Origin of the sequence: Streptomyces violaceus, assembly GCF_036014075.1 — a bacterium.
Classification (GTDB): Bacteria; Actinomycetota; Actinomycetes; order Streptomycetales; family Streptomycetaceae; genus Streptomyces; species Streptomyces violaceus.
In genome coordinates, this window is record NZ_CP107911.1 from 8,333,763 (window position 1) to 8,346,179 (window position 12,417).

General features: G+C 72.5%; 10 protein-coding genes. 3 read left to right on the forward strand and 7 right to left on the reverse strand.

All coding sequences use genetic code 11. The features are described from left to right. Positions 1-21 precede the first annotated feature (21 nt). A complete protein-coding gene (locus OG542_RS37565) occupies positions 22-1,026 on the forward strand; it encodes a LacI family DNA-binding transcriptional regulator (protein WP_328418269.1) in 1,005 nt (334 codons plus the stop codon). On the opposite strand, the gene OG542_RS37570 is transcribed toward OG542_RS37565, so the two are convergent. Genes OG542_RS37570 through OG542_RS37595 form a run of 6 tightly spaced genes read right to left on the reverse strand, consistent with a single transcriptional unit; the run spans position 1,015 to position 8,854 of the window. Beyond that, entirely contained in the window at positions 1,015-1,713 is a 699-nt protein-coding gene (locus OG542_RS37570) for a TetR/AcrR family transcriptional regulator (protein WP_328416909.1), read from the reverse strand. The two genes, OG542_RS37565 and OG542_RS37570, sit on opposite strands and share 12 nt — an antisense overlap. After that, positions 1,680-3,686 (reverse strand): CocE/NonD family hydrolase, encoded by a 2,007-nt coding sequence (locus OG542_RS37575; RefSeq protein WP_328416911.1) that lies wholly within the window; start codon positions 3,684-3,686, stop codon positions 1,680-1,682. Before OG542_RS37575 ends, OG542_RS37570 begins: the two co-directional genes overlap by 34 nt. Next, positions 3,683-5,431: an ABC transporter ATP-binding protein gene (locus OG542_RS37580; RefSeq protein ID WP_328416913.1), complete on the reverse strand. Its 1,749-nt coding sequence runs from the start codon at positions 5,429-5,431 to the stop codon at positions 3,683-3,685. The genes OG542_RS37575 and OG542_RS37580 overlap by 4 nt, the downstream gene beginning before the upstream one ends. Continuing rightward, positions 5,431-6,315: an ABC transporter permease gene (locus tag OG542_RS37585; protein ID WP_328416915.1), complete on the reverse strand. Its 885-nt coding sequence runs from the start codon at positions 6,313-6,315 to the stop codon at positions 5,431-5,433. The genes OG542_RS37580 and OG542_RS37585 overlap by 1 nt, the downstream gene beginning before the upstream one ends. After that, complete coding sequence (locus tag OG542_RS37590) at positions 6,312-7,268, reverse strand: ABC transporter permease (protein WP_328416917.1); 957 nt, start codon at positions 7,266-7,268, stop codon at positions 6,312-6,314. Before OG542_RS37590 ends, OG542_RS37585 begins: the two co-directional genes overlap by 4 nt. A 2-nt stretch (positions 7,269-7,270) precedes the next feature. Beyond that, the gene (locus OG542_RS37595) at positions 7,271-8,854 is read right to left on the reverse strand and encodes an ABC transporter substrate-binding protein (protein ID WP_328416919.1); all 1,584 of its coding nucleotides are present in this window, start codon (positions 8,852-8,854) and stop codon (positions 7,271-7,273) included. A gap of 200 nt (positions 8,855-9,054) precedes the next feature. Here OG542_RS37595 and OG542_RS37600 point away from each other — a divergent pair, with 200 nt between their 5' ends. Both OG542_RS37600 and OG542_RS37605 read left to right on the forward strand, forming a co-directional pair. Next, on the forward strand, positions 9,055-9,813 hold the full coding sequence (locus OG542_RS37600) for an IclR family transcriptional regulator (protein WP_328416924.1): 759 nt from the start codon (positions 9,055-9,057) through the stop codon (positions 9,811-9,813). A gap of 115 nt (positions 9,814-9,928) precedes the next feature. Further along, entirely contained in the window at positions 9,929-11,143 is a 1,215-nt protein-coding gene (locus OG542_RS37605; protein WP_328416926.1) for a PP2C family protein-serine/threonine phosphatase, read from the forward strand. On the opposite strand, the gene OG542_RS37610 is transcribed toward OG542_RS37605, so the two are convergent. Continuing rightward, on the reverse strand, positions 11,110-12,372 hold the full coding sequence (locus OG542_RS37610) for an acyltransferase family protein (protein WP_328416928.1): 1,263 nt from the start codon (positions 12,370-12,372) through the stop codon (positions 11,110-11,112). The genes OG542_RS37605 and OG542_RS37610 overlap by 34 nt on opposite strands. Positions 12,373-12,417 lie beyond the last annotated feature (45 nt).

Below are 12,417 nucleotides of genomic sequence, written 5' to 3' on the forward strand. Positions count from 1 at the left end.
GGTGGTTCCGCGCCGCGCAGTGTGGACGTGGCCCGGCTGGCCGGCGTCTCGCAGAAGACGGTGTCGAGGGTCCTCAACGGGGAGCGGTACGTCTCCGACGAGGTGCGCCGGCGGGTGCTCGAAGCGGCCGACCAGCTCGGCTACCGGCTGAACAGCGCGGCCCGTGCGCTGGCCTCCGGGCGGACCCGCTCCATCGGCGTGGTCACGCTCGGAACCGCGCTCTACGGGCCCGCGTCACTCCTGATCGGCATCGAGCGGGCCGCTCGGGACGCGGGATACGCCCTCCGGGTGGTCAACACGCTGGAAGGCGACGTGGGAGGTGCCGCCGGCGCCGTGGAGTCCCTCCTGGAACAGGGCGTGGACGGCATCGTCGTCTCGGAGCCGATCGACGAGGGAGCGGTCTCCCTCAGCGTCGACGTTCCGGTCCTGGTCCTCGGCGCCCCCGCTGTCTTCGGCGGCACCCGGACCGTGTCCGCGGGGGTAGGGGCCGAACTCCTCGCCCGGACGGCCACCGAGTATCTGCTGGACCTCGGCCACACGACGGTCCACCACGTCGCCGGCCCCGGCCGGTGGTTCGCCGCTCGGGACCGCCTGGAGGGCTGGCGAACCGCCCTCGCCGCGCGGGGCAGGGAACAGCCGCCCGTGCTCACCGGCGACTGGTCGGCCGCGTCGGGCTACGAGGCGGGACGGGAGCTCGCCGCCGCCGATGACGTCACCGCCGTGTTCGCCGCCAACGACGACATGGCCATCGGCGTGATCCGCGCCCTGACGGAAGCCGGGCGGCACGTGCCGGACGACGTCAGCGTGGCCGGCTTCGACGACATCCCCGTCGCCGCCTACGTGACCCCACCGCTGACCACGATGCGCCAGCCCTTCGACGCGGTGGCGCGGGAGGGGCTCCGGCTCCTGGTGCGGGCGATCGAGACACCCGGCACGGACCTGCCACCGCCGGACGACCCACCGGTCGAACTCGTCGTCCGCGCCTCGACCGCACCGCCACGGCTGCGAGCTCCATCACGTGGGTGATCGCGGAACGAGTTCCCGTTCGATGAACCGGTTGAGGTGGTGCCGTGCCTCTTGAGTGGTCAGAGGAGGTGCCTGGCGCAGTCGTTGCAGGGCCAGGCCGTCGGCGAGGGCGGCGAAACGGGCCGTGAAGCCGTCGAGGTCGTCACTGCTGAACTCGCCGTCGGCGACGCCCCGTTCGGCCAGGGCGCGGATCTGCCGGTGCCAGGCCGCGTACCGGTCGGCCTGCCCCCGTGCGAAGGTCTCGTCCGTGCTCTGCTCGCCCGCGTGCCAGAAGTCGAACCACATCCGCCAGTGCCGGTCGGTGTCCTCGGTGAACAGCGCGTCGACGAGCAGCCTGAGCGCCTCGGCCCCGCTGGTCGCGTGCTCGGCGGCCTCGCTGAGCGCCGCGTAGTACTGCTCGATGTGCAGCACCATGGCCTCGGAGAGGACCTCCTGCACGCTGTCGAAGTGGTAGGTGACCGTGCCGACGGACACCCCGGCCGCGGCTGCCACGTCGCGCACGCCGACCGACTTGTAGCCGCGCTCCGCGATCAGCGGGACGGCCGCGTCGACGATGAGACGCCGTCGCACCTCGGTGGGCTGCCGGGTCCGGTCGCGGGCGGCGACGGCCCGGCGCGGGCCCTTCCCGCCCTGCCGCGGCTGCTCGGCGCCCGTCATCCCGACGTCCTCGGGGTGGTGCGGTGCCATGCGCGCTCGGCCACTGTCTCTCCGTTCCCCCGTGCCTCGATACGGCTGTCCATGATGAACTCCGCGGCCGTGGCGCGCAGCTCGGTCCGGGCCATGATCTCAGCGTCCCAGTCGTCCCCGCGCCGCAGCCGGATGCGCCACTCGGAGACGGCGCGCGCCGACAGCGGGTCGTCGGTGCGGATGGTGTACGTCTCGCGGGCGCTCTCCTCGTAGCGCAGCCCGTCCGGGTACGTCCGGGACCCCCCGTATCCGGGGTCGACCTCCAGGGTCCACTCGCCCTTGGCGACGTCGTGCGTGACCAGCCGCTCGGGGCGGGGGTCCGGGGGAGTGTCGTAGGTGACCGGCAGCGGCACCGCCTGCTCCGGTTCCTCGAAGCGGACGGAGACCTCGTCGGCGGCTTCGCGCACGGGCAGCAGGACCGCGCTGTCGGCGGGAACGACGTGCAGCGCCCCGCGTTCGCCGTGCGGCCACACCCAGGGCCAGTACGCGTCGGAGACGGCGACACGGACGCGGTGGCCGGGCGGGAAGGCGTAGCCGATGCCGTTGAGCTCGAACTCGACGTCCTCGTACGTCCCCGGAGTCCATTCGACGGCGTGTTCACGGCCCTCCCTGCTGAGCAGGTTGAGCACGCCCCGGGTGACGAGCGTGGACGAGCCGTCGGGAGCGACGTCGCACACGCGGGCGATGACATGGGCCCGCGGGGTGTCGCTGTCGAGGCGGAGCCGGACACGAGGCCGGCCGAGGATCTCCACGCGCCGGTCCAGGGGCGCGGAGTCGAAGCAGACGGACCGCCCGTCCTCCTCGCGTTGGTCGGGCGGCAGGTCGGCGGCGTTGCCGAACGGGAAGAAACGGCCGGCGTCGAGGCCGGTGTGCTGCGGAGAGCGCACGAGGACCGGGTCGCGGCTCTCTCCGAGCGGACGGGTGTCCCAGGTGACGTCGGGGCTGGGCCACTCGGCGTCGCTCACCCAGCGGCCGGGCATCTCCTCGTGCGACGGGGCGGGCGGTACGGGGTCGCCCAGCCAGGCGCGCAGCAGGGGCTCCGCCATGACGCCCGTGTCGACGCCCTTGAGGTGCTGGTCCCACCAGCGCAGGGTCTCCTGGAGGAACCCGATGGCCGGGCCTGGTGGCAGTCCGCGGTCGGGGTACTGGTGCGACCAGGGGCCTATGATGCCCCGCACCTGGTCGCCGGGGAGGTGCTCCACGAGCCGCAGCACGGTGTCCCGGTACGGGTCGTTCCAGCCGCCGACCGCGAGGACGGCCGCGTCGATCGCCGTGTAGTCCTCGCAGACGCTGCCGTGCCGCCAGTAGTCGTCCCGCTGCTGATGCTCCAGCCAGGTGTGCAGGAAGGGTTCGAGCGCCTCGAGGCGCTCGCGCCACAGGGGCAGCCAGCGGTCCGCACCCACGTTCGCGGGGTCCGGCGTGCGTGCGGTGAAGGCGAGCATGGTGCCGGCCCACGCGAGCATGTCGATGCCGAGGACGGCACCGCCCGTGTAGTGCACGTCGTTGTCGTAGCGGTCGTCGGTGGAGCAGACCGTCACGATCGCCTTGAGCGGTTCGGGGGCGAGGGCGGCGATCTGGAGGGAGTTGAAGCCGCCCCAGGAGATGCCGAACATGCCGACCTTGCCGGTGCACCAGGGTTGTGCGGCGAGCCAGTTGACGACGTCCACGCCGTCCGCGAGTTCCTGGGCGTCGTACTCGTCGCCGGGCGTGCCCTCACTGTCGCCGTGACCGCGGACGTCGACCCGGACGGAGGCGTAGCCGTGACCGGCGTACCAGGGGTGGCGCTGGGCGTCGCGCGGGGCGGTCCAGTCGCTCTTGCGGTACGGCAGGTACTCGAGCAGCGCGGGGACGGGATCCGACTCGGCGTCGGCCGGGCGCCAGACGCGGGCGTGCAGGCGGGTCGTGCCGTCCCGGGTGGGGATCCACACGTCCTCGCGGACGACCTGGCGTTCGAACCGGTCGCGGTACTTCACGAAACTCCTTCTGCGACGGGAGCGGTCGGGTTGTCGTCGGGGGCGCCGGCGGGCCGCCAGCGGCGCACGCGGTGGCCGTCGCCGTGATCGGTCCACGCCTCGCCCTCCTGGGCGGCGTCGGTCCAGTCGGGGGCCGCCTCGACCGGCGGCTGCGCGTCGGGGTCGGGTTCGAGGGCGGCCGCCATCAACTGGCACGTGTAGGGGTGCCGAGGAGCCGAGAAGACGGCTTCCGTCGGGCCCTCCTCGACGACGACACCGCCGCGCAGGACGACGACGCGGTCCGCGATGCCGCGCACGACGGCCAGGTCATGGCTGATGAACAGACAGGCCAGGTCGCGTTCCCGGCGCAGGTCGTCGACCAGGTGCAGCACGTCGGCCTGGACGGAGACGTCCAGCGCGGTGGTGATCTCGTCGGCGATGAGGACGTCCGGCTCGCCCGCCAGCGCCCGTGCGATGCCGATGCGCTGCCGCTGGCCGCCGGAGAGCTGGGCGGGCAGCCGGTCGGCGAAAGCCGGGTCCAGGCGTACGTCGGCGATGAGCCGCCGGGCGCGCTCGGCCGACTCCGCCCGGCCGCCGGCCGTGCCGAAGAACCGCAGCGGACGCCGGATGGCGTCGCCCACCGAGCGCCGGGGGTTGAGCGAGGTGTCCGCGTTCTGGAAGACCAGTTGCACCCGTCGCCGCAGGGACATCGGCCGCCGCTGCGCGGGCCGGGCCAGATCGCCCGACTCGTGGGTCATGGCGCCGCCGGACGGGGTGCGCAGCCCCGCGAGGGTCCAGGCCAGCGTGGACTTGCCGCTGCCCGATTCGCCGACGAGGGCCAGGACCTCACCGCGCCGGACCTCGAAGGAGACCCCGTCCACGGCACGGGAGCTGCCGTAGTCGACCGTGACGTCGCGGGCCGAGACGGCGACCGGCGCGTCCTCGGGCACGACGGCCCTCGGGCGGATCTCGCGCTCGCCCGTCTCGCGCACGAGGGCGAGACCGGTGTCGTCCAGCCGCGGCACGCTCGCCAGCAGCCGCTTCGTGTACGGCTCCTGGGGCGTCTCGAACAACCGCCGGGTGGGCGCCGACTCCACCACGCGGCCCGACTTCAGCACACACACCTCGTCGGCCAGGTGCGCGACGACGCCGAGGTCGTGACTCACCAGCACGGCCGCCAGGCCCAGTTCGTCGCGCAGGGCGGCGATCAGGTCCAGCACGCCCCGCTGGGTGACGACGTCCAGGCCGGTCGTCGGCTCGTCGAGGACCAGCACCTTGGGGCGGGCGGCGATGGCCATGGCGAGGGCGACGCGCTGCTGCTGGCCGCCGGACAGCTCGTGCGGATAGCGGCGGGCCAACTCGGCGGGGCGCGGCAGCCGGACCTGGTCGAGCAGATCGGTGACGGGGATGTCGCCGCCCGCCTCCGCGATCTGCCGGCCGACGCGCATGGAGGGGGTCAGCGCCTGGCCCGCGTTCTGGGCGACCATGGCGACCGTCCGGCCGCGCAGCCGCCGCAGCTCGGGCGCGGACAGGGCGAAGACGTCCCGGCCGTCCACCGTCACCGAACCGCCGGTGACGTGGGAGCCGTGCCGCAGATGCCCGAGCAGGGCCGCGGCGAGGGTCGACTTGCCGCTGCCGGACTCGCCGACCAGCGCGAGCGTCCGGCCCGCGGCGGCCTCGACCGACACCTCGTGCACCACGGATATCCGACGACCGCCGGAGCGGTACGCCACGGACAGGGAGTCGACGGAGACGAGCGGGGTCATCACAGGCCCTCCCTGATCCGGTCGACGCCCCAGGCCTTGGAGAGGCCGTCGGCCGCGAGGTTGAGTCCGATCACGAGCGTGGCCAGGGCGACGATCGGCGCGACGCTCGCCATCGGCACGACGGTGATGGCGGTGCGGTTCTCGGCGACCATCAGGCCCCAGTCCGGCGTCGGCGGGTCGGCGCCGAAGCCGAGGAAGGACAGCGAGGAGATCAGCAGCACGACCCAGGAGGCGCGCATCGCGAACTCGACGCACACCACGTCGACGATGTTCGGCAGGACCTCCCGCCGCAGGATCGGCCAGGTGCCCTCCCCGCGGGCCCGGGCGGCGGTCACATAGTCGGCCGGCACCACCGCCAGGGCGGCGCCGCGCACCACCCGCACCACCTGGGGGACGAAGACCACCGCGACGGCGAGGACGATGACGGCCGGTCCGGTGCCGAGCGCGGTCACGACCACGAGCAGCGCCAGCACCGCCGGAATGGCCAGCACGGCGTCCAGCACCCGCCCGATCAGGTCGTCGAACCAGCCGCCGCGCAGGGCCGTAGCGCAGCCGATGACCGTGCCGAGGGCGACGCTCACGACGGTGGCGGCGACGGACACCCCGAGCGCGTACCGGCCGCCGTACAGGACACGCGCGAGGACGTCACGGCCGTACTGGTCGGTGCCCGCCCAGTGTTCCCCGCCCGGACCGAGCAGGGCCTGCGAGGCGTTGCCCGCGATCGGGTCGTACGAGGTGAGCAGGGGGGCCAGCAGCGCGATCACGACATGGGCGGCGACGATCGCGAGCCCCACGACGGCCGCGCGCGAGGAGCGCAGGGTGCGCCACGCACGGGCGGCGCGCGGGGCCGGTGCGTCGGCCCGGACGGTGTCGACCGTGGTCATCGGGTCCTCCTTCGGGTGCGGAGCCTGGGATTGAGGGCCATGGCGCCGAGGTCGGCGGCGAGGTTGCACGCGACGTAGACGACGGCGCTGATCAGGGCGATGGCCTGGATGACGGGCAGGTCCCGGTTCTGCACCGAGGAGAGCATCAGCTTGCCGATGCCCGGGTAGTTGAAGACGTTCTCGACGACGGCGACACCGCCCAGCAGCCAGGCCACGTTGAGCGCGATCACGTGCAGGACGGGCAGCAGGGCGCTGGGCAGGGCGTGCCGGGTGACGACCCGCCAGGTGGACAGGCCCTTGAGCCGGGCGGTGGTGACGTACTCGCTCGCCATCACGTCGATCACCGAGGTGCGGGCCATGCGGACGATGTAGGCGGCCATCACCACCGCGAGGGCGAGCGCCGGGAGCCAGACGGCGGGCAGGAGCTGGCCCACGGTGGCGTCGGGGCCGTAGAGGACGACCGCGGGGAACCACGGCAGCGCGACCGAGAAGCACAGCACGAGGACGGTGGCCACGACGAACTCGGGGACACTCATGCCGACGAGGCTGACCGTCGAGATGAGGTGGTCGGGCCAGCGCTCGCGGTAGAGCCCGGCGAGGATGCCCAGCAGCAGCGAACCGGTCACCGCGAACAGGATCGTGATGGCGGCGATCAGCGCGGAGTTGCCCAGGTACTGGGCGACGTCACCGCCGACCGCCTGCCCGGAGACCAGGGACGTGCCGAAGTCGCCGTGCAGGGCGCCCCACATCCAGTCGCCGTAGCGTTCGAAGGCGGGCCGGTCCAGTCCGAGGCTGCCGCGCAGCTCGGCCACGGCCTGCGGGGTCGCGTCCTTGCCGAGGACCTGGGTGGCGACGTCCCCGGGCAGGGCCTGGACGGCGAGGAAGACCAGCAGCGAGGAGAGCAGCAGCGTGCCGAGCGCTGCCGCGATCCGGCGGGCGACGAAGGAGAGCATGGTCAGGCCCCCTTCAGGCCGATGCCGAGGTAGTCGAACTCGAAGCCGTGCTCGGCGTAGCCGCGCACCTTGCGCGAGATGCCCACGAGCCGGTCGGCGAACATCGGTGTCATCGCGCCGCCCTTGTCGATCACCCAGCTCTGCGCCTCGCCGTAGAGGTCCCGGCGCCTGGCGTAGTCGGTCTCGGCACGCGCCCGGTCGAGCAGGGCGTCGAAGCCCTTGTCGGACCAGGCGGTCTCGTTGTACGAGGAGCCGCTGCGGAAGACCTGGTTGAAGAGCTGGTCCACGGGCCGGCCGGTGTACCAGTAAGTGGCCATCAACGGCTGCTTCATCCAGATCTGTGTGTAGTACGAGTCCGCCGACGCCGTCTTGACGCGGATCCGGACGCCCGCCCGCTTCGCCGACTCCTGGTAGGCGAGCGCCATGGGTGTGAAGAGGGGGTCGTACGCGGAGGTGTACAGATCGACGGCCAAGTCCTCGTGACCGGCCTTCTTCAGCAGGAACCGCGCCTGCTCCGGATCGTGCTCGGGGTGCGCGGAGATGTGCGCCGGGTCGTCCGGGGGCACCGGGTTGTCCCAGCCGGCCTTGCCCGCGCCCTGCAGCGCGGCTTTCACGATGTGCTCGGGGTCGTAGGCGAGCTTCATGGCCCGGCGGACGCGGACGTCGGTGAAGGGCTTGTCGGTGGTGAGCATCGGCAGCACGTACCACTGGGCGTTCTTCACCCGGGCGATGGTGGCGCGGTCGGAGGCGGCCACGACGCGGGCGGTGGCGAAGTCCAGGTTGGTCTGGGACAGCAGGTCGACCTGCCCGGCGAGCAGGGCGTTCGAGCGGGCGGACATGTCCGCGACCGAGTAGAAGGCGATCGCGTCGAGCACGGGGCGGCCCGCCCAGTGGTCCTTGTACGCGGTGACGCGGCCGGGGCCGGCCGGTGCGAAGGACTCCAGCCGGAACGGGCCGGTGCCGATGCCGGTGCGGCCGATGGACTTCCCGCTGCCCTCGGGGACGACGTAGCAGTTGTAGTGCGTGAGCAGGCTCGGGAACTCGGCGTTCGGGGCCTTCAGCGGCACGACGAGGGTGTGGGTGTCGGGTGTGCGCAGCCGCCCGGGGTCGACGAGCGGGGCGAGGACGCCGGCCTGCGGGGACGCCGTCGCCTTGTCCAGGATGTGCCGCAGCGTGTAGGCGGCGTCGGCGGAGGTGAAGGCCCGGCCGTTGTGGAAGGTGACGCCCTTGCGGAGCCGGAAGGTCCAGGTGCGCGCCGCGCTGTCCGGCTCCCAGGACTCGGCGAGGTCGGGCGCCACCTGGCCGTCGGCGCCGATGCGGACCAGCCGGTTGTACAGGGCGCCCAGGTACTCGTAGGCGGACAGGGAGCTCGCCGGGTCGAGGGTCTCGGCGTCGGAGGCGGGCGGACGGGCGATCCGCAGGGTGCCGCCGCGGTCGGGCGTGCCCTGCCGGGCGGCGTCCGGCAGTACGGGAGCGGCGGTGGCGCCCGAACAGCCGGACAGCAGCCAGGACGCGCCGAGCGAGGCCGCACCGGCGGCGCCCATGGCGAGCACCGAGCGGCGCCCCGGGTGGTGGATGTCGGACATGAACCGACCTTCCCTGTCGCTATTCGTTCGCTGAACGATTGAGTGAAGTCCGTGAACGATAGCGAGCAGGCGGTTTCAAGCCAACCCTTCGGCTGTGAAGAAGTCGTTACAAACGCAATGACGGCTCGGGGCCGAGGGTGGGTCGAGGCGGGACGGCCGGCCGCCTTGCCCCCTCCGTACGGCTGACGCACGCTGGTCCTATGGCTGAGCAAGCCGGCCCTACGCTGATCACGTCCGTCCAGCGGGCCATGCGCCTGCTGGAGGCGGTCAGCGCGCACGAGAACGGCGCGCCGGCGAAGCAGCTGGCACGGGAGACGGGCCTGCCCCTGGCCACCGCCTATCACCTGCTGCGGACACTCGTCCACGACGGGTACGTGCGGAAGCTGGACGACGGCGGGTTCGTCCTGGGCGACAAGCTGCAGACGCTGCGGACCACCGGCCGGGCGCAGGCGCTGCTCAGCCGTGTCCGGCCCACGCTCGGCGCGCTGCGGGACGAGCTCGCGTCCGCCGCCTACCTCACCTTCTACGAGGAGGGCGAGATCCGGGTCGCCGAGATCGTCGACGGCCCCGGGACGCCCCGCGTCGATCTCTGGGTGGGCTTCGAGGACGCGGGACACGCGACCGCCTTGGGCAAGACCGTGCTGCGGGAACTGGACGACGAGGCCCGTAATGACTACCTCTCCCGTCACCAGCTCGCCGACCTCACCCCGCGGACGATCACCAGCCTGCCGGAACTGCTCCGGCGGCTGGACACCGCGCCCATGGCTCCGGCCGTCACGGACCTCGAGGAGTACGCCCTCGGCACGGTCTGTGTCGCCGTCCCGGTCTACAGCGGGGACATGCTCGGTTCCCTCGGCGTCTCCCTGCCGGTGAACCGGCTCTCCCGGCTCCAGGATGTCCGGGAGCGGCTGCTCCCGACCGCGAGCCGGGTGACCCGGAGCCTCTCGCTCACTATCTGAAAATCCGCTCCTTGCCGGTGCCCCAGGTCACCCCTTTTTCTGGATTAATCAGACATTTCAGGGGTGTGCTCCCAGACTCGCACCCCGCACACAGGTGAGGGACACGGATAAGAACATGAGCCATGCGCGTGACCTTGGTGCCGACCACCGGCCCGCGGGGCCGTCCACGAGCCGAGTGGCCGGTGCCGGGGATTCGGCCCGCAGACGCGCCCTTGCGCAGCTGGCCGCCGGTGTGCCCGTCCTGCCCGTCCTGGTCGTCACAGCCGTTCTGCTGGCCGACCTCGCCGACGGCGCGGGGATGATCTGGCTGCCGCTGCTCGCCGCCGGGCCCGCCCTCGCGGCCACGACCAACGGGCCGCGAGGCGTCGTCTGCGTGGGCCTCCTCGCGGCGGTGCTCGGCGCGCTGCTCGGGGTCCGGGACGGCGTTCCGGGCCGTGAACTGGCCGCCGTGCTGTCGGCCCTGATGGCCGTCACGCTCGCGAGCGGCCTGGCCAGTGTGCTGCGCGGGCGCCGCGAACGGGTGCTCGCGGCCGTCCGCTCGGTCGCGGAGACCGCCCAGCACGCGCTGCTCAGGCCCGTACCGGCGAACGTCGGTCCCTTCCAGGTGGCCGTCCGCTACAGCGCCGCGGCGGCCGAGGCCCGCATCGGCGGGGATCTCTACGCGCTGATACCCACCCGGCACGGGGTGCGGCTGATCGTCGGTGATGTGCGTGGCAAGGGCCTGCCCGCCGTGGGGACGGCCGCGCTGGTGCTGGGTGTCTTCCGCGAGGCCGCCCATGACGAGCCCGACCTGCTCGCCGTGGTCGAAAGGATCGAGCGCAGCCTGACGCGCAATCTCGGCCACGACGACTTCGTCACCGCCGTGGTCGCCGGATATCCGCCGGGCGGCCATCTGGAGGTGGTGAACTGCGGGCACACGCCTCCGCTCCTGGTGAGCGCCTCGGGCAGCGTCACACCGGTCGAGCCCGATCTGCCGTCCCCGCCCCTCGGACTGCGCGCCCTGGCCGGCCACGCGCCCGGCCTCCAGGCGCTCCCGTTCGCCGACGGCGACCAGCTGCTGCTCTACACCGACGGTGTCACCGAGGCCCGCGACCACGGCCGCGCCTTCTACCCGCTCGCCGAAGGACTGGAGCGCCATACCTCCCACGAGCCGGCACGCACCCTCGGCGCACTCCACGACGAGCTGCTGGCCCACGTCGGCGGCCGACTGCACGACGACGCGGCCCTGCTCCTGATCCGCAAGCCGGCCGCATCCGAAGCAGCCGTTGCCGCAGCGATCGATCCCGGCGCCGCGGCTCACGCTCCGGCCTGCGAGGCGGGGTGCCGCTGACGCTCGTCGCGTGGCCGCACGCGGCGAGCCCACCTGCGGCCCCAGGTCTGGCCGGGCACTTCGACGCCACGGTAGGTCAGCAGGCACAGGGGCAGCAGCACGGCGAAGAACACCACTTCCAGCACGAGACTGTCCTGCCGCCGTCGGCCCATCGTGCTGTCGATCACCGCCAGCAGCACCGGATGCACCAGATAGACCGAGTAACTGATCGTTCCCAGTCCGGCCGGCACCCGGGGTATGCGCAGGCGGCGCGACCACAGTCCGGCGCCGAAGGTGAGCACAGCCAGCACGAACGCGGCGATCCAGCCGCGTCGCGTGAAATGGTCACCGTCGCCGTACCAGTACGCACTCCCCACGGCACAGGCGACCACCAAGACGGCGGTGCCGGCCGCGTCGCGCCATGCGATCTGACCGTTCTCGGCACGGTAGACGGCCGTGCCGAGGAACATCACGGCGAGAATCACCAGGCCCTCCCACAGCGGGACCGTCCCGTTGAACGGGACCAGGATGAGCGCCAGCACCCCGCCCAGCACACCCCCGAACACCCGCAGCACGGGTGACCCGGCGCTCGCGCAACAGATGGCCGCCACCATGGCGATCGACGCGAACGCGATCAGCGGGCGGGTGCCGACCAGGCCGGACAGAGCGGAGACCGGCAGCACCACCCCTGCCGTCACGCTCACGGCGGCGAGCCCGGCCAGGACGACCGAGACCGCCGCGGACCGCTGGTGCAGGCGGACCGTGAACAGAGCGACGACCAGCAGGTAGAAGGACATCTCGTACGACAGCGTCCACAGGACGAGCAGGAGATTGGGCGTCCCCAGTAACTCCTGGAGCATCGTCCCGTGGGCGACCGCCACGGCGACGGCGCCCTGCCCACCGAAGTCACGCAGCTCCGCGACGCCTGCGAAGTCGAGGACGAGAAGCACGGTGACCACAGCCGCCCACAGCGGATACACGCGGAAGATCCGTCCGGCCCAGAACGTCCGGACGCAGCCCCGGCGCTCCAGCGAGGCGGGGATGATGTAGCCGCTCACCAGGAAGAACACCATGATGCCGTAGCGGCTGGTGTTGAACTCCGGCATCAGCTCACGCCGGAACTCCGGCATGAAGGTGTACGACGAGTGGTCGAACACCACGACGAGTGCGGCGATGCCGCGCAACGCGTCAAGCCAGGCCAGCCGCGAGGGATGCGTCGGGAAGGCGGGGACGGGGGGTGGGGATTCCATGCGGCCGAGTTCAGCGGCTGGATCATTGTCCGGCAGTACCGTTCT

What these genes read in the sequence shown, in the direction of transcription:
- OG542_RS37570 (WP_328416909.1), bottom strand. Translation starts at nt 1,713, where the DNA reads ATGGCACCGCACCACCCCGAGGACGTCGGGATGACGGGCGCCGAGCAG.
- OG542_RS37580 (WP_328416913.1), bottom strand. Translation starts at nt 5,431, where the DNA reads ATGACCCCGCTCGTCTCCGTCGACTCCCTGTCCGTGGCGTACCGCTCC.
- OG542_RS37585 (WP_328416915.1), bottom strand. Translation starts at nt 6,315, where the DNA reads ATGACCACGGTCGACACCGTCCGGGCCGACGCACCGGCCCCGCGCGCC.
- OG542_RS37590 (WP_328416917.1), bottom strand. Translation starts at nt 7,268, where the DNA reads ATGCTCTCCTTCGTCGCCCGCCGGATCGCGGCAGCGCTCGGCACGCTG.
- OG542_RS37595 (WP_328416919.1), bottom strand. Translation starts at nt 8,854, where the DNA reads ATGTCCGACATCCACCACCCGGGGCGCCGCTCGGTGCTCGCCATGGGC.
- OG542_RS37600 (WP_328416924.1), top strand. Translation starts at nt 9,055, where the DNA reads ATGGCTGAGCAAGCCGGCCCTACGCTGATCACGTCCGTCCAGCGGGCC.
- OG542_RS37605 (WP_328416926.1), top strand. Translation starts at nt 9,929, where the DNA reads ATGAGCCATGCGCGTGACCTTGGTGCCGACCACCGGCCCGCGGGGCCG.
- OG542_RS37610 (WP_328416928.1), bottom strand. Translation starts at nt 12,372, where the DNA reads ATGGAATCCCCACCCCCCGTCCCCGCCTTCCCGACGCATCCCTCGCGG.